Annotated in this window: 17 protein-coding genes; 10 read left to right on the top strand and 7 right to left on the bottom strand. The window is 68.3% G+C overall.

Annotated elements, in window-relative coordinates:
- Positions 1–11 precede the first annotated feature (11 nt).
- On the top strand, positions 12–380 hold the full coding sequence (locus BM127_RS01210) for an AMP-binding enzyme (protein WP_091193249.1): 369 nt from the start codon (positions 12–14) through the stop codon (positions 378–380).
- 24 nt (positions 381–404) lie between these two features.
- Here the strand turns inward: BM127_RS01210 and BM127_RS01205 are convergent, their stop codons facing one another.
- From BM127_RS01205 to BM127_RS01175, 7 genes are read right to left on the bottom strand one after another with little or no spacing between them, the layout of a single operon-like run.
- Positions 405–1,166, bottom strand: a complete 762-nt coding sequence (locus BM127_RS01205; protein WP_091193247.1) for an SDR family NAD(P)-dependent oxidoreductase — start codon at positions 1,164–1,166, stop codon at positions 405–407.
- Positions 1,167–1,187: 21 nt separating this feature from the next.
- On the bottom strand, positions 1,188–1,814 hold the full coding sequence (locus tag BM127_RS01200; protein WP_091193245.1) for a TetR/AcrR family transcriptional regulator: 627 nt from the start codon (positions 1,812–1,814) through the stop codon (positions 1,188–1,190).
- Positions 1,811–2,875 (bottom strand): CaiB/BaiF CoA transferase family protein, encoded by a 1,065-nt coding sequence (locus BM127_RS01195; RefSeq protein WP_091193242.1) that lies wholly within the window; start codon positions 2,873–2,875, stop codon positions 1,811–1,813. Before BM127_RS01195 ends, BM127_RS01200 begins: the two co-directional genes overlap by 4 nt.
- Positions 2,875–4,038 (bottom strand): acyl-CoA dehydrogenase family protein, encoded by a 1,164-nt coding sequence (locus BM127_RS01190; RefSeq protein WP_231263135.1) that lies wholly within the window; start codon positions 4,036–4,038, stop codon positions 2,875–2,877. Before BM127_RS01190 ends, BM127_RS01195 begins: the two co-directional genes overlap by 1 nt.
- Positions 4,035–5,126, bottom strand: a complete 1,092-nt coding sequence (locus BM127_RS01185; protein ID WP_091193238.1) for a hypothetical protein — start codon at positions 5,124–5,126, stop codon at positions 4,035–4,037. Before BM127_RS01185 ends, BM127_RS01190 begins: the two co-directional genes overlap by 4 nt.
- Before the next feature lie 3 nt (positions 5,127–5,129).
- Positions 5,130–6,293 (bottom strand): thiolase family protein, encoded by a 1,164-nt coding sequence (locus BM127_RS01180; RefSeq protein ID WP_091193235.1) that lies wholly within the window; start codon positions 6,291–6,293, stop codon positions 5,130–5,132.
- Positions 6,290–7,450, bottom strand: coding sequence for a thiolase family protein (locus BM127_RS01175; protein ID WP_091193233.1), 1,161 nt, complete (start codon positions 7,448–7,450; stop codon positions 6,290–6,292). Before BM127_RS01175 ends, BM127_RS01180 begins: the two co-directional genes overlap by 4 nt.
- A gap of 114 nt (positions 7,451–7,564) precedes the next feature.
- On the opposite strand from BM127_RS01175, the gene BM127_RS01170 reads away from it, so the two are divergent.
- The 9 genes from BM127_RS01170 to BM127_RS01130 all read left to right on the top strand — a co-directional run bounded on the left by BM127_RS01170 (position 7,565) and on the right by BM127_RS01130 (position 16,388).
- Positions 7,565–8,356 carry an NUDIX hydrolase gene (locus BM127_RS01170; RefSeq protein WP_139227544.1) on the top strand — a complete coding sequence of 264 codons (792 nt, stop codon included), beginning with the start codon at positions 7,565–7,567 and terminating at the stop codon, positions 8,354–8,356.
- Positions 8,357–8,442: 86 nt separating this feature from the next.
- Positions 8,443–9,591, top strand: a complete 1,149-nt coding sequence (locus BM127_RS01165; protein WP_091193228.1) for a thiolase C-terminal domain-containing protein — start codon at positions 8,443–8,445, stop codon at positions 9,589–9,591.
- A gap of 25 nt (positions 9,592–9,616) precedes the next feature.
- Positions 9,617–10,663, top strand: coding sequence for an NAD(P)H-dependent flavin oxidoreductase (locus BM127_RS01160; protein WP_091193225.1), 1,047 nt, complete (start codon positions 9,617–9,619; stop codon positions 10,661–10,663).
- A gap of 60 nt (positions 10,664–10,723) precedes the next feature.
- Positions 10,724–11,728 (top strand): LLM class flavin-dependent oxidoreductase, encoded by a 1,005-nt coding sequence (locus BM127_RS01155; protein ID WP_198554459.1) that lies wholly within the window; start codon positions 10,724–10,726, stop codon positions 11,726–11,728.
- A gap of 62 nt (positions 11,729–11,790) precedes the next feature.
- Complete coding sequence (locus tag BM127_RS01150) at positions 11,791–12,747, top strand: beta-ketoacyl-[acyl-carrier-protein] synthase family protein (RefSeq protein ID WP_139227542.1); 957 nt, start codon at positions 11,791–11,793, stop codon at positions 12,745–12,747.
- Entirely contained in the window at positions 12,744–13,946 is a 1,203-nt protein-coding gene (locus BM127_RS01145; protein ID WP_139227540.1) for a thiolase family protein, read from the top strand. Before BM127_RS01150 ends, BM127_RS01145 begins: the two co-directional genes overlap by 4 nt.
- The gene (locus BM127_RS01140; protein ID WP_157829642.1) at positions 13,943–14,707 is read left to right on the top strand and encodes an enoyl-CoA hydratase/isomerase family protein; all 765 of its coding nucleotides are present in this window, start codon (positions 13,943–13,945) and stop codon (positions 14,705–14,707) included. Before BM127_RS01145 ends, BM127_RS01140 begins: the two co-directional genes overlap by 4 nt.
- A 2-nt stretch (positions 14,708–14,709) precedes the next feature.
- Complete coding sequence (locus tag BM127_RS01135; protein ID WP_091193215.1) at positions 14,710–15,183, top strand: Zn-ribbon domain-containing OB-fold protein; 474 nt, start codon at positions 14,710–14,712, stop codon at positions 15,181–15,183.
- A gap of 17 nt (positions 15,184–15,200) precedes the next feature.
- The gene (locus BM127_RS01130; protein WP_091193212.1) at positions 15,201–16,388 is read left to right on the top strand and encodes an acyl-CoA dehydrogenase family protein; all 1,188 of its coding nucleotides are present in this window, start codon (positions 15,201–15,203) and stop codon (positions 16,386–16,388) included.
- Positions 16,389–16,402 lie beyond the last annotated feature (14 nt).

The raw sequence follows: 16,402 nt of genomic DNA, 5'->3' as shown, positions 1-16,402 counted from the left end.
ACTTGGGCCGCATGGACGCGGAGGGCTTCATCACCCTGGTCGATCGCAAGAAGGACATGATTATCACCGGCGGCGAGAACGTCTACCCGATCGAGGTCGAGCAGGTGCTCTACCGGCACCCCGCGGTGCGTGAGGTGGCCGTCGTCGGGGTCGCCGACGATCGGTGGGGCGAGACCCCTGTGGCCGTGGTCGCGCTGGAGGAAGGCGCCGAGGCAACGGCCGAGGAACTGGTCGCGCATACCCGGGACCGGCTCGCTCACTTCAAGTGCCCCACCCGGATCGAGTTCGTTCCCGAGCTGCCTCGCACGGCCACCGGCAAGGTGCTGAAGACGGTGCTGCGGCAGCGGCACGGCGGAGGAGAGCGAGCAGTGGGCCGCTGACTCCCAAGCGACCGGCTTGCCGCGTCACCAGGTCGCCGAGAGACCGCCGTCGACCACGAGGGTCTGTCCCGTCATGAACGCCGATCCAGGACCGGACAGGAAGACGGCGGCAGCAGCCATGTCGGCGGGCACCCCCCAACGCCGGACGGGGGTACGCCGCACGACGCGCTGCTGGAACCGGTCGTCGGAGTGGAGGTCGCTGACGAGGTCTGTTTCCACCCAGCCCGGGCACAGGGTGTTGACGGTGACCCCGTCGCGCCCGAGCTCGGCCGCCAGTGAGCGGGTCATGGCGATCATGCCGCCCTTGCTAGCCGCGTAGGCGCTGGAGTGGGTGTCGCCGACCAACCCCATGACGCTCGCCACGTTCACCACCCGACCCCAGCCACGCTCGGCCATCGTTGGAGCCAGTTCGCGGGTGAGCGCGAAGGCAGCGGTGAGGTTGGTTCGGAGGGTGCGATCCCAGCTCTCGTCGTCCACGTCGCTGAGGGCCTGGTTCCAGGATCCTCCTGCGTTGTTGATGAGGATGTCGATTGCCCCGGCCGAGGCACGCGCTTCACGGGCGAGGCTCGTCGGCCCGTCGGGGTCCTGCAGGTCGGCGGTGAGGACCACGGGGTCGTGCTCGAGCGCCGAGGCCACCTGGTCGAGTCGTTGCCGGTCCCGGCCCGCGAGGATCACTCGGGCGCCTGCAGCGTCGAGCGACTGGGCCATCGCCTCACCAATCCCACGCGTGGCTCCGGTGACAAGGGCGGTGCGGCCAGCGAGGCCGAACAACTGGTCGAGCGTCATGAATCAGAGCCTTTCGGGCTGTTAGCGGAAAATGTCGAGGATGCTTTCGCTGACGAGAGACAGAGCCTTCTTGTCCTCGGCCGCTGACCGCGGACGGAACCAGATTGGGACGAAGTTGATCGAACCGTGCATGCAGTGCAGGGCGACCCGCGGATCGCGCGGGTGCAGTTGGCCCGACGCCACGCCATCCTCGACGACCGCGACGAAGATGTCTTCGTGGAGCCTGCGCCAGTGCCGCTGCTTCTCGCGCATCGACTCCGGCCAATCCTGGTGCTGCAGAAACAGGCGCGCCATGTCGGGGTCGTCGTGGACGAAGATCTCCAACTGCTCGAGGATCAGGTCGCGCAACGCGTCCAGTGGGGTCGGCGCCGCGTCGGCGACGGCCGCGAGGCGAGCGATGGTCTTCTCTGCGACCGCCTGGAAGCAGGCGCTGAAGAGGTCGTCCTTGCTGTCGAAGTAGTGGTATAGCGACGCCTTTGTGAGATCAACCTGGTCGGCGATCATCTCCAGGGACGTGTTGTGGTAGCCGTGCTCGGCCACCACTTGGGCGGCGACGTTCAAGATCGCATCGATGCGCTGGTTGCGCTTGCGCGCGACTCGGCTCAACGGCGGCCCCCCGGCGTCGGGCTCGGTGGCTGGGTGGATCATGGTGTCGCTCCTGGGGTGGACGAATCTCCTTCAGGGGACGCCGCTGTGGAGGTCGTCGCAAAACGTACCGGGTGAGCGTACCTGCCACGAAATCCACTGCCGCGGATGAGTCCTCGACGCTCGAAGGGAGCACTGTCCAGCACGTCCTCCGGCCGTTGGACTATGGCCGCGGGCACGTCGACCTGCGTCGTTCGGGCGATGACCTCTGCGGCCGTGAGGCCGGCGAACAGTGTTTCCAATCTGCGCCGCAGGCGTTGATGGTCGCGTTGGCGCTCCTCGAAGGTGGAGCTGCGTTCGTCGGCGAGGTCGAACTCGTCACAGAACCGCTCCCAGAAGTGCTGCTCGTGGACGATCCCGAGCGCGACCCGGTGACCGTCGGCGGTGTCGAAGACGCCGTAGTGCGGAGTGGAACCGAACAGGTCTACCTCGCGAGCCGCGCGGGACAGCGCGACGGGGAAGGTCCAGGAGGCCATCACGTCCGCGATGCTCACGTCGAGATGGGCGCCCGCGCCCGTGTCTGCGCGACCCACGAGAGCGGCGCTGATGGTCGTGGCCGCCATCAGCCCGGAGGCCAGGTCGGCGATGGGGAGTGGTGGCACGCTTGAGGATGAGGGTCCGTCCTGGGCGAGCGTGCCGGCGTCGGCATGGTAGGTGAGGTCATGACCGGGCTTGTCGGCACGCTCGCCGTCCTGGCCGTATCCAGAGATCGAGCAGTAGATCACTCCTGGGTTCGCCTGTGCCACCGCCTCGTAGCCCAGGCCCAGACGTGCGAGAACTCCGGGTCGGAAGCCTTCGACCAACACATCGCAGTCACGTGCGAGGTCGAGGACGCGGCGAAGACCGGCGTCCGACTTGAGATCCACCTCCTCCACCTCCTTGCCGACGTTGACCTCGGTGTAGAGGGAGGGGAAGGCACGTGCCGGGTCGCCGCCCGGCGGCTCTATCCGGTGCACGTCGGCACCCATGTCGGCCAGCAGTCGGGTCGCGTACGGTCCGGGCAGCTGCAGGCTGAGGTCGAGGACCCGGATCCCGTTCAGCACCGGCAGCGCTGCCTGCCACATCAGTACGACCTCGGCAGGTGCAGTACCTGCTGCGCGATGTGGTTGAGCACCATCTCGCGGCTCACTGGCGCCGTCTTGTGCAGTCGCACGAAGCCCCAGAGGTCCGCCAGGCCGAACTCTGTGGACAGGCCGTGGCCGCCGTGCACCTGGATCGCGCGGTCCAGTGCCTCCCCGGCGGCATCCGCCGCGGCGAACTTCGCGCTGTTCGCGGCGACTCCCGATTCTCGTGGGTCCATGCCTGCGTCGACCAGCCAAGCCGCCCTCTGGGTCATCAGCCACGCCAGGTCGCGGTGGATCGAGGCCTCCGCGAGCGGGTGCGCCACCCCTTGGTGTGCACCGATGGGCACGCCCCACACCACCCGCTCCTGCGCATAGCGGGCGGCCTTGTCAAGCGCGTAACGAGCCAGTCCGCAGGCGTGGGCGGCTGTCATGATGCGCTCGGGGTTGAGCCCGACGAAGATCTGCCGCAGCCCCTCGCCCTCCTCGCCCAGCAAGCGGTCGGCGGGCAACCGCACGTCCTCGAAGGTGAGGGTGAACTGCTTCTCCGGGGCGTTGACCTGCATCGGGATCGGGTGCATGCTCAGCCCCGCCGCGTCCGTGGGTACGACGAAGAGGCTCAACCGTCCGCGGCCGGAGTCGGTGCGCCCCGTGCGGGCCACGACCAGGATGTCACGGCTCTCGTCCACGCCTGAGATGTAGTGCTTGGTGCCGTTGAGCACCCACTCCTCGCCTTCACGGCTGGCCCGGGTGGCGAGCTGGTGGCTGTTGCTCCCGGCTTCGGGTTCGGTGATCGCGAAGGCCATCTTGGCAGACCCCGAGCACAGGTCGGGCAGCCAACGCTGCTTCTGCTCGGAGGTGCCGTAGGCAGATATCACCGTGCCGCAGATCGCGGGCGACACGACCAGTAGCAGCAGCGGACAGCCGTGAGCGGCCAGTTCCTCGCCGACGATCGCCAGCTCGCTGATCCCTAGCCCGCCGCCGCCGTACTCCTCGGGAAGGTTCACCCCGACGAACCCGGCTTCTGCGACCTCGTTCCACAGCTCCTCACTGCGCGACCCCTCGGCGGCCGTGCGCTGGTAGTAGGCATGGCCGTACTTCTCAGCGATGGCGCGCACCGAAGCGCGAATGTCGCGGTGAAGTTCGGATTCGGCGAAGTCCATCATGACCCTCCTGAAGGGGCGTACCGGGATGCCTGGCCGAACGCGGGCCGCAGCGAGGCGGCGAGGTACTCCGGGCTACGCGCCATGTAGGGCTCGCCCAGCTGCAGGTTCAGCGCGCCGATGTCGTTCGCGTGCAGTGCGGGGGAGAAGGACAGCCGTGGCGTGAGTACGGCGTGCAGCCGCCCGCCGTCGGCGGCATCCAGGGTGGCCGGGAAGAAGGACATGTTGAAGCTCGAGATGCCAGTCTCCCCGAGTGCACTCAGCAGCCGCGCGGTGACCGTGGAGAAGTCGGCCAAGGCCGCGTCGTCGAGGGTGTCGAGCACCTGATGGTCCGAGAAGACGATGCGCACGTCCGACAGCGCCGAGAGTGATACGAAGTCGGTCAGCACCGTCAGGTGCTCGCTGTCGTACACCCAACGCTCACCCAAGGCACGCTCGGTCTCGACCAGGTCGTCGAAATAGGGGCGTCCCCAACGCTCGAAGTACTCCCGCTGCGCGCGGATCCGCCTCTTGACGTTCTCTCCCGGCTCGTCGGTGACGATCACCTGCAGATGGGGATGGATCTGCGTCGACGCGGCGGGCGGCATGTAGTTCCAGCTCAGCAGTGTGAACGGCAGGTCGTTCCCGGCCTCGCGCACCGCCTTCGCATAATCGCCGGCAAGACTGATGGCGTTGCGCAGGACGTCAGGCGACCACGCATCGATCGCGACGAAGTGCTGGGCGCAGATCACCGTCACCGCGCTAAAGGCGTCGTAGGGGGACAGGTTTGGCACCAGGGTCGCCTCTCCCCGGCTCAGACGTCCCTCGGCGAAGACATCGGGAGGAAGCTGCGGGGTGACGACCTCCAGGCGCTCGGGACAGAAGGGGCAGATCTCGCGAGTGGTCTCGGCAAGCTCTGCGAAGTCCTCCGCTTGAGGTCTGAATCCCACGAAGTGAGCGAGGCGACCGGTGGTGCCCAGCAACGGGTCACGCCGGATCTCGCTGGTGATCTGGGCGGGCGCCCAGTTCTGGGACGGGTCGAGGTACCGGGTGGTGCGGGGGGAGCGCTCGAAGGCGATCCCGTGGGCGCCCGCTCGGGCCGCGTCGCTCAACGGTCACCGCCCCAGGAGGTGCACGGCGGCCGCCGCGACGTCCCCGCCCAGCCACCCGCCGGCGTTCTCGGTGATCCCGATCCGGGCGCCCTCGACCTGGCGCCCGCCGGCGCGACCCCTGAGCTGGTCGGCCACCTCGACCACCTGTGCCACGCCGGTAGCACCCACGGGGTGGCCCTTGCAGACCAGGCCTCCGCTGGGATTCGTCGGCAGGTCGCCTCCCACGCTCAGCCGTCCCTTGCGCACCGCGAAGACCCCCTCTCCCGGGGCGAGCAGGCCCAGCTCCTCTAGCGCGATCAGCTCGGCAGGCGCGGTGGCGTCGTGCACCTCGGCCAAGTTCACGTCGCCGGGTGAGACCCCCGACTGACGGAAGGCCAACCGCGCCGCATGAGCGACGGCCGGCTCGGAGTGCTGTCCTCGACCGGAGACCAGGCTGGAGGCAAGCAGCCGCACCGTCGTGGCCTCGGGCGCGGGCTCGACGGTGAGGATGACCGCCGCCGCGCCGTTGCCAATGGGTGAGCACATCGGCAGGGTGAGGGGGTCGTTGATCAGCCGGGAGTCGAGGACCTCCTCGACGGTGATGGCGGCCGTGAACTGGGCGACCGGGTTGTGGGAGGCGTGACGCCGATTCTTCACGACCAGCGCGGCGAAGTCCTCGGGGGTGGCCCCGTGCTTATCCATGTAGTCACGCGCCAACTGCGCGTAGATGTCCATGAATAGAGAGCCGCTGCCTCGGACGTCGGGGGATTCCTCCTCCAGCCGCTCTTGGTCCACCGCTGCGGCCAAGGCGATCATCGGGCGCTGTTTGTCCTCACTGGCCATCTTCTCCGCTCCGACGACCAGCACGGTGCCGGCCCGGCCGGCGCGGAGCGCCGTGTCCGCGAGGTGCAGCGCAGTGGAGCCGCTCGCGCAGGCGTTCTCGCAGTTGACGACTGGCACACCACGCAGATCGAACTGGCGCAGAAGTACTTGACCGCGGATCATCTCCTGGCCGGTGAGCAGGCCGCTCGCGGCGTTGCCGACATAGACGGCGTCGATCTGATCAAGTCCGACGGCGGCATCCGCGAGTGCAGCGCGTACGGCGTGCTCGACCTGGTCGGCGGATCGAGTGGCGGGGGCGCGGTCGAAGACTGCGATGCCCGTGCCCGCGACGAACGTGTCGGTCATTGCGCGGCCCCCCAGCGCTCGATGAGCGTCGCGTTGGCCTGGCCGCCGCCTTCGCACATGGTCTGCAGTCCATAGCGACCGCCGCGCTCCTCGAGCACCGACATCAGACTGATCATCAGACGCGCGCCCGACCCGCCGAGGGGATGCCCCAGGGCCATCGCCCCGCCATGCACATTGACGTGCTCGTCGTACCACTGCTTGGAGATGTTCAGCTCGTCGCGCCAGGCCAGAACGACGCTTGCGAACGCCTCGTTGATCTCGACCGCATCGAGGTCATCCACAACAAGACCGACTCGATCGAGGGCCTTGCGCGTGGCCGGCGCCGGCGCCGTCAGCATCATCACGGGGTCGTCGCCGGCAAGCGCCATCGAGACCACCCGCGCGCGGGGCGTGATGCCCAGCTCCCGCGCGCGGTCCCCGCTCATCAGCAGCAGCGCCGCAGCGCCGTCGGTGATCTGGGAGGAGGTCGCCGCGGTGATCACGCCGTCCTCTTTGAAGACCGGCTTCAGCGAGGCGATGCGGTCAGGGTCGGGTTCGCGGATCCCCTCGTCGTGGTCCACCAGTGTCCCGGCCACCTGGACGGGGGCGATCTCGCGCGCGAAGACTCCTGCGTCCCGTGCCGCGATGGCGGTGCGGTGGGAGCGCACGGCCAGCGTGTCCAGGTCTGAGCGGGAGAATCCCCACTTCTCCGCGATCAGTTCGGCCGACTCGCCCTGCGAGACCAAGGAATGCGCTGCCAGTAGCCGGTCGCTGTAGGGAGAGCCCTGAAAGGTGGCAGCGGAGCCGATCGGGATCCGGGTCATCGACTCCACGCCGCACGCGATGGCAACGTCGTAGGTGCCCGCGGCGATCCCTTGGGCGGCGAAGTGCAGCGCCTGCTGGCTCGAGCCGCACTGGCGATCGACGGTGACCGCTGGCACCGATACGGGAAGCCCCGCCGCCAGCCACGCGTTGCGAGTGACGTTGGTGGACTGTTCGCCGACCTGCCCTACACAGCCGCCGATCACATCGTCAACCGTTGCCGGGTCGATCCAGGTGCGGTCGACGATCGCGCTGAGCACGTGCGCCAGGAGGTCGACCGCATGAACGTCGGCCAAACCGCCTCCCCGTCTGCCCATGGGGCTGCGGACACCATCGACGATCACGACCTCGTTCACCAGGTTGCTCCTTCACTCTGCGCCACTCTCTCGTGGCGCTCCGCCGGTTGTGCAAGACTCTACAATCGTTCGACCCATAAGTCGATATCCGTCTACATGGATGGGAGAGTGGGCATGGTGAGTGCTGACGGCGGGGTGGTGACCCCGCGACGAGCGGCAAGCGTGGTCGTCGTCCGCGACGGACCGGAAGGGGTGGAGGTGCTGCTGCTGCGCAGGACGTCGAAAGCGGCGTTCGCGCCGGACCGGTTCGTCTTCCCGGGTGGGAGTGTCGACGACAGCGACCAGCGCCTCCCCCTGACAGGTCCGCAGCAGGTCGCCGGTGTCATCGACGACGCCTTCGTCGCGGGGGTGCGGGAAACCTGCGAGGAGGCGCTGATCCTGCTGGCCATCGACGGCGCCGGCGCCCCCGCGAGTGTCGAGCACGCGCGTGCCGTTCGAGCCGCGCTGGCGAGTGGAGCGTCGCTCGCCGAGGCATTCGACCAGAGGGCGCTCCGTCTTGATCCCGGGTCCCTCGCCTTCCACGACCGGTGGATCACTCCCGAGGGCGCACCGCGCCGGTTCGACACCTACTTCTACTACGCCGCCAGTCCACCCGGGCAGATCTCGGAGCACGACCAGGGGGAGGCCGTCGACTCCGTCTGGGTCCGCCCGACTGAGGTCCTCCACAGCGCGGAGTGGACGCCGCGCCTGCTGCCGCCGACTCGCTATCACCTGTCACTGTGCGAGCAGCACGCGGACGCGGCGGCGGTCCTCGCCGCGGCGCGAGCACACGCGGTTCGCGAACCCGTCCGCGCAAGACTGGTCTCCGACGGGGCCGGAGGTACCGCGGTGGTGGTGCGGCCCGGTGCGGCGCCGGTGCCACTGGGAGCGCTGCCTTGGCGAGAACCCGGAACGAACGGCCGCTGAGCGTAGACAACTCGACCGTCAGGACATAAACTATCTCTTCGGTTGAACATTTACCAATCAATAGAGTACGTGAGAGAGGAACGCGCATGCGTGAGGTGGCCATCGCCGGAGTTGGGTACACATCGCTGTCCCGCGACTCGGGCCGCACCGTCTTGTCGTTGGCTGCCGAAGCCACCCGGAACGCCCTGGCTGACGCCGGCATGTCCAAGGACGACGTCGACGGCGTGGCGAGTTTCTCGGTGCTCAACGACTCGGTGAGTTGCGAGGCGGTCGCCACTGCGCTGGCGCTGCCGCAACTGCGCTATGTGCTGGACTTCCAACAGGGCGGTCAGTCACCCAGCATCATCACCTATCAGGCCGCCACCGCCGTGGCGAGCGGACAGGCGGAGGCGGTCCTGGTCTTCCGCGCACTCAACGGCCGCTCCGGAATCCGGGTCGGCAGCGGCGCCTTCGCCGGAGGCGCTGCGCAGTTCCGCTACCCGATCGGTTACAACGCCTACCTGATGTACATCGCCATGTGGGCACGTCGTTACATGCACGAGGTCGGCGCGACCGAGGCGGATCTGGCGGCGGTAGCCATCGCCCAGCGCGCCTACGCGGAGTTGAACGACCGTGCGATCCTGCGCAAGCCCCTCGACATGGACGCCTACCTCAACAGCCCGTGGATCGCCGACCCGTTCCGTGCCGCCGACTGCACCACCGAGGTCGACGGGGCGTGCGCGCTCCTCGTGACCACACTCGACCGTGCCCGCGACCTCGCCCACCCCCCGGTCCGGGTCGCCTCGGGTGCGTATGCGGCCGGACCTCGTCCCGGCCTCGACATCGGCGACCAGCTGCTGACCGACGACTTCACCCACAACTACGGCTACCTGCTGCGCGACGAGTTGTTCGGTCGAGCGGGGATAGGTCCGGGAGACGTCGACGTCGCCGAGATCTATGACTGCTTCACCAGCACGGTGCTGATGACCATCGAGGGGCTCGGTCTCGCGGAGCGTGGGGGAGCGGGCGAGTTCATCCGCTCGGGCGCGACAGCGATCGACGGCTCACTGCCGATGAACACCCACGGCGGGTTGCTCGCCGAGGGATACCTGCACGGCATGAACACGATCACCGAGGCCGTGCTTCAGGTGCAGGGCCGATGTGGCGAGCGCCAGGCGCCTCGTCACGAGGTTGCCGTGGTCACCTCCGGCGCCCTCAACGACGGATCGGCTCTGATCCTCACTGCCGACCGCTAGACCTCTGACTTCTCTAGGAGCCGAAATGTCTGTTCTCCCTACCCGTTACACCGAGCTCGTGGGCATCGAGCACCCGATCATCCAAGAGGGGATGGGCCCCTTCAAGACCGTGGCCCTGGCTGCGGCTGTGAGCAACGCCGGCGGTATGGGCACCATCAGCATGCCGGGCATGTCGCAGGAACCGAGCGAGGGCGCAGCGATCATGCGTAGCCACATCTCCGCGTGCGCCGAGCTCACCGACAAGCCGTTCGCGGTCAATGTCCCTGTCGGCGCTGACGACAATGGCAAGGTCCTGCCGATCACGGAGGCCTACATCAACGCCGTGATCGCGGCCCGTGAAGCCGACAGCAAGGTGGGTCAGCAGTTGAAGGTGCTCACCACGAGCGCCGGTTTCCCGGGGGCTTTCGCATCGCGGATCAAGGACGCGGGCCTGATCCACCAGCACAAGGTGGGCAGCACGCGCCAGGCGATCAAGGCCGAGGAAGCAGGGGCTGATGTCATCATCGCCTCTGGATACGAGATGGGCGGCCATACGCACCACTCTCCCGTGCACACCTTCGTGTTGCTGCCGAACGTCACGGCGGCGGTGTCGGTGCCCGTCCTCCTGTCGGGCGGTGCCCGTGACGGGCGCACCCTGGCCGCCGCACTGGCCCTCGGTGCGTCGGGCGTCGCCATGGGCACGCGGTTCATCGCCTCCGCCGACAACACCGATTGGCACCCGTCGGTCGCGCAGTTCATCGTCGACGCGCGAGAGGGCGACGACGTCGTGTTCCCTGGCGTGTACGGTCCGGCGCGCGGCCTTCGCACCGCCGCCACTGACCGCTTGCTGGAGATCGTCGCCAACGGAGAGATGACAATCGACGAGCTGACCGAGTGGAAGGACCACGCGCTGCAGCTCGCCCAGTCCACCGGCGACTTCGAGAAGGGCCTGGTCGCGGCCGGACAGGTTGCGAGCGGGATCCAGGACGTCGTCGACGCGGCCACCTTCGTTCCGCAGATGGCGCGCGAGGCCAGCGAAGTCCTCCAGGAACTCGTGCGCGGCCTCGTGCCCACCAGCACCGTCGGAGTATGACGATTCTCCGTGGCAGACACAGCGGTGCCGACTCCGTCCCCAGGGCGCAGCAGAGGCCTGGTGCTGCTCGGGGGCGACCTGGACCTGGTCCAGGACGTGACCCGTCGCGCCGAGGCCGCCGGCTTCGACTCGGTCTGGACGACCGAGTTCTACGAGCGCACGGCGACCGTATCCCTGGCGGCCATGTCGATGGTCTCCTCTCGTGTGGTCCTCGGCAGCGCGATCGCCTACGCGGTCGGGCGCTCGCCGCTCGTGCTGTCCGCCGAAGCGCGTGACCTCGATGAGCTCAGCCGGGGGCGCCTGATCCTGGGTCTGGGGACCGGCACGCGCACGATGCAGCGGGATTGGCACGGCAGCGATCCGACGGCTCCGGCGCGGAGGGTGGAGGAGCTGGTTCCGCTGCTGCGCCGACTGTGGTCGATGGACGACACCGGCGTGTTACACGACGGGGATTTCTATCATCTCGCCCTGACCCCCACTGCGGCGGTGCGCCCGCCCTTGCGAGCCGACATTCCCGTCTACCTTGCCGGCGTCAACCCGCGGATGGTCCGGGCAGCCGGGTCTGTGGCCGACGGTCTGGTCGGGCATCCGATCTTCAGTCGCCGCTACGTGGAGGACGTCGTGCGTCCGGCCCTCGACGACGGCGCAGCTCGCGCTGACCGAAGCCGCTCGGTGCCCATCGCGGGCTACGTCATCTGCAGCATCAACGAGGATCCCGACGTGGCGCTGCGTTGGGCGAAGGCGCAGATCGGCTTCTACGCCGTCGTGCGCACCTATCTGCCCGCGTTCGCCGTGCACGGCCTCGAGTCGATGGCGGCGGATGCTCGCGAAGCGTGGTCGCGACGCGACATCGACGCCATGATCGCCGCCGTTCCCGACGACGTAGTGGAGTTGTTCGCGGTGGCCGGCACCCCGGACGAGGTCCCCCAGCAGCTGCACGAGCGGTTCGACGGACTGTACGAGCAGACGTTGCTCTACTCCCCGAGTTTCGGTTTGGATGTGGCGCAGCTGCAGGGCAACGTCGAAGCCATCATGGAGCTCCTCGCCCCCGGAGGGGCGGCGTGACAGTGGTGGGGCTCGCCGGCTGGGCGGTCGCGGCGTGCGGAAGTGGGCCGGAGCGTCTCGACGTGCCGCTCGGAGTCCACCTCGCGGCGCGGGCCGCCCTGAACCACGCAGGTCTGAGCAGAGCCGACGTCACCGGCGTGGTGCTCGCCGGCTCCGACGCCTGGGACGGCCGGCTGATCTCGTCGATGCACATCGCCGGGCCGGCGGGGGGTTATCTCAGAGACGAGACGAAGGTCGTCGACGATCCGAGCGTCGCACTCGCCTCGGCGGTGTGGCGCGTCTCCTCGGGAGCCGACCGAGCGGTACTCGTCGTCTCCTGGCACAGCCCCGCAGAGTCCGATCCCCTCAATGCCGTCTCGCCCGACCCCGAGCCGGTGTTCTCCAGACCCGTCGGCGCGCACCCGCTGGCGGCCGAGGCCCTGGCGGTCACTCGCTGGCTGGAAGCCCACGGACTCAGCGCCGACCGCTTCGACTCCCTCACGGCGTTCCTGGCCCCCGACAAAGCCGACGACGACCGGCTCTGGTTCACCCCGCTCAGGGCGGCGCACGTCGCCCCCGTCGACGGGGCCGCAGTGGCGGTGCTGGTCTCGGCCGACGGGGCGCGCGTGGAGATCAAGGCTGTCGACTTCGCCACCGACAGCGCGCTGCCTCTCGAGCAGCATCCAGACCCGGTGGGCAGGCTGCGGCAGCGGATACTGGCGCGCACCGGTAGTGACCCCGCCCATGCCGAGGTCGTGGAGACCACCGACCGGACGGTGTTCCGTCTGGTGATGGCCGCCAGCGCGCTCGGTCTGGGGCAGCCGAGCGAGGTCGCCGACGCCGTCATCGAGGGCGGGTTGCCGCACCTGCAGCCCTCAGGCGGGCTGTTCCGCCGCAACGCCGGTTATGCTGCCGGACTCGAACGGATCGTGTGCGCCGCCGAGGCAGTCGAGCGCGGGGCTGTGAGCGCACTTGCGCACTGTTCGTACGGTCGGGCCGGACAGGGGCACTCGCTCACCGTGCTGGCGGCGCCGTTATGAGCCTCACTAGACCCGGCGTCGTGGGAGTCGGAATGACGCCGATGCGCACTCGCCGACCCGACACCGACCTCTTCGGACTCATTCGTGATGCCTCCGTCGCTGCCTTGGTCGACGCAGATGTGAGCATGGCCGACGTCGATCTGGTGGTGCTTTCGCAAGGCCCGGACGCCCTGTACGGCATCGGACATCCCGAGCAGGAGCTCGTCGACGTGCTCGCCGCTCGCGGAAAGCGAGTGGTGAGGGTGCAGACCGGTGGAGCCACTGGCACGTCTGCGGTGCAGATGGCCTGGTGGGCCATCGCTGCCGGAGAGTCCCAATGCGCTCTGGTGGTCGGGGCCGACAAGATGGGCGACTCCCAACAGTCGGCACAGCATGTCCTCAACCTCATCTGGGATCCGGCCTACGAGGCCCGCCTGCCGTTGAACACAATTTCGATGTCCGCGCTACAGGCCCAGCGTTATCTCCATCGCCATAGCATCGGCTTGCGCCGGGGAGAGGAGGCATGGGCACAGGTCGCCTCGAGGTTGCGAAACAACGGAGCACTCAACTCCTTAGCGCAGCTGCGGAAGCCCGTCACCCCGGACGAGGTGCTTTCCAGCCCACTGCTGTTCGCACCGATCCGGCGCGACATGGCCTGTCCCCAGACCTCAGGCGGCGCCGCCGTGGTGATGGTTTCGGCCGAGTGCGCAGCCACGATGGCCCGACCGGTGGCGTGGATCGACGGTTTCGCGGCCCGCTCCAACACCTATTTCCTGGGCGACAAGATGGGCGCCGCCGGGGACAACGATCACGGCTCGTTCCTCGAGCTCTCGCGTGCCGCGGCGGACGCCTACGCCCAGGCGGGCATCACCGACCCGGCTCGTCAGATCGACGTCGCGGAGCCTTACATCCCCTTCGCCACGATGGAGCCGATCGCCGTCGAGGCGCTCGGGTTCTCGGAACCGGGCCAGGGCATCGCCGATGCGGAGAAGGGCCGGTTCGATCGCGGCGGCGAGATCCCTGTGTGCCCCTCGGGCGGCGTGCTCTGCGCGGCTCCCATCAGTGTCAGCGCCCTCGTACGGTTCGCCGAAGGGGCGCTCCAGGTCCGCGGGCGCGCCGGGGATCATCAGGTTGACGGGTGTCGCACCGCCGTTGTGACTGGTGCTGGCGGCTCGATCCAGTTCGCGGGCGTAGCCGTACTTCGAGGGGAGGACTCGTGACCCGGGTAGGACAGGTACTCATCGATCGTGTCGGTGGCGTCGTGCATGCGCGGCTGGACCGGCCCGACGTGCGTAACTGCATCGACTTCGGCATCATCGAGGGGCTCGAGCGCGCAGTCGCAATGGCGCGTGCAGACGCGTCGGTGCTGGTCGTTCGTGGATCCGGCGGGCACTTCTGCGCAGGCGCCGACCTCGACCTCGTGCGTGGCCTGATCGGCGACCGGAAGGGACTGGAGGCCTACGTGACACGGCTGAGCGAGGTCCTCGATGCGATCGAAGCGGGCCCGTTCGCGAGTCTGGCGGCCGTCGAAGGGTACGCGGTCGCCGGCGGCTGCGAGATGCTGCTGGCGTGCGACGTGGTGCTTGCCTCCACCGAAGCCCGCATCGGGGACCGGCACCTGGAGCACGCTCTTTTGCCCGGTGCCGGCGGCTCGGTCCGGCTGGTCCGTGCCCTGCCTCGGGCATACGCCCGTTGGCTCCTGCAGAGCGGGGAGATGATCTCGGGCGACCAGGCTCGAGCATGGGGCCTGGCCGCGCTGGCGGTGCCGCCGGAAGAATTCGCGTCCGAGCTCGACCGCGTCGTCAACCGGCTCGCCTCACGGGACAGAGTCGCGATGACCGCGGTCCGGGAGATGGCCCGCTGCGCCGAGGATGAGCCGCCAGCAGCCGCCATGTCGCGTGAACGAGAGCTCTTTCTCGACCACATCACCACGAGTCCGAACGTCCGCGAGCAACTCGATGGCTTCGTGAAGAGGAGCTGACCATGAGCGACGCCCTGACCAGTCATGTGGTGATCCCGGGGGCCTGGCACCTCGATTTCCGGCATGCGGCGGGACCGGCGGCGAGCCGGTTCCTCACCACCGTGCGGGATCGTGGCGTGTTGACGGCGTCACCGTGTCCCTCCTGCGGCCGGATCCGAGTGCCTCCCCGTGATTTCTGCGAGGAATGCTTCGTCCCCACGTCCGACGACTGGCCGGACGTGGGGCCTCGCGCCGTCGTCGAGGCCGCGACCATCGGGTACACGAGTTTTCCGGGCTATCCGGAGCCGCCGTACGCCCTGGTCTACGCGCGCCCCGAAGGCGCGGACACAGCCATCGGAAACCTCCTCCAGGGGATAGATCTGAGTGACTACCACGTGGCGCTGGAGCGGATGCACATCGGTGCCGCCGTCACTGCCGTTTTCGGGGACGAGCGTTCTGGGCTCGTCACCGACTTCCATTGGGCCCTAGCCGACTGATTCACGAAGGAGTGACCATGCCCGACAGTTCACAGCAGGGGATCGAGCTCGACATCCCCTGGTGCTTCACCGACGACCACCGCTCGTGGCGAACCGTGCTGCGCGACTTCACCACCAGCGTGCTCGCGCCCACCGTCGCGCAGCGCAGCATCGACGCCGTGTTCGACGAATCGATCGTCGACGGGTTGGGGGAGTTGGGCGTCTTCGGGCTACGCGTGAGCGAGGAGTACGGCGGCTCCGGTTCCGACATCACCTCGTTCTGCCTCGCCGTCGAGGAGATCTCTCGGGTCGACGGAGGAGTCGGTGCCAGCGCGCACGTACAAGGCATCGCCTGCGCGCTGTTCGAACGGCTCGCCAACGACGACCAGAAGAAGGAGATCCTTCCCCGGGCAGCGCGTGGGGAGATCTTCATCTCCTTCGGTCTCACCGAGCCCAGCGGTGGCTCCGACGCCGGCAACATCCGAACCGCAGCCGTGAGGGACGGCGACGGGTGGCGCCTGAACGGATCGAAGGCCTTCATCACCAACCCGGGCACGCCGCGATCGAAGTACGTGATCCTCTTCGCCGCCACCGGTCCCGGCCGGCCCGGTCGCCCCGAGGTGTCGGCATTCCTGGTCCCTCTGGATACGCCGGGAGTCGAGGTCGGTCCCGCCTACGACAAGATTGGTTGGCGTACCTCCGACACGCACCCGTTGTACTTCGACGACGTCCGCCTGGGGCCAGATGCCCTCCTGGGCGACGTCGGTCGCGGATACCGAGAGGCGCTCGGCTTCCTTACCTGGGCCCGACTTCCGATCGCCTCGGCCTCGGTCGGTATCGCCCAGGGGTGCCTTGACGCCACGCTCGAATTCGTCAAGACGCGTGAATCGTTCAACCAGCGACTCGGCGACCACCAGGCCGTCGGATTCAAGGTCGCTCGGATGGCTGCGGCAACCGCAGCTGCCCGATCGATCACCTACGACGCCTGTTGGAAGATGGACCATGGCCACCCCTACGAGCAGGAGGCGGCGATTTGTAAGATGGTCGCGTCCGAGATCTGCAACAAGGTGGCCTACGACGCCACGCAGCTGCATGGGGGAGCGGGTTTCATGATGGATTCGACGGTGACGCGACTCTATGGAGACGCCCGGGTGATGACCATCGGTGAAGGTGCCTCGGAGGTCCAGCAGATGCTGATCGGTCGAAGCCTCGGCCTCAAGGTGTAGTGGGTGGCCCGTGC

The organism is Nocardioides alpinus (genome assembly GCF_900112035.1).
Classification (GTDB): Bacteria; Actinomycetota; Actinomycetes; order Propionibacteriales; family Nocardioidaceae; genus Nocardioides; species Nocardioides alpinus.
This window is presented reverse-complemented; position numbering and strand designations above follow the sequence as displayed.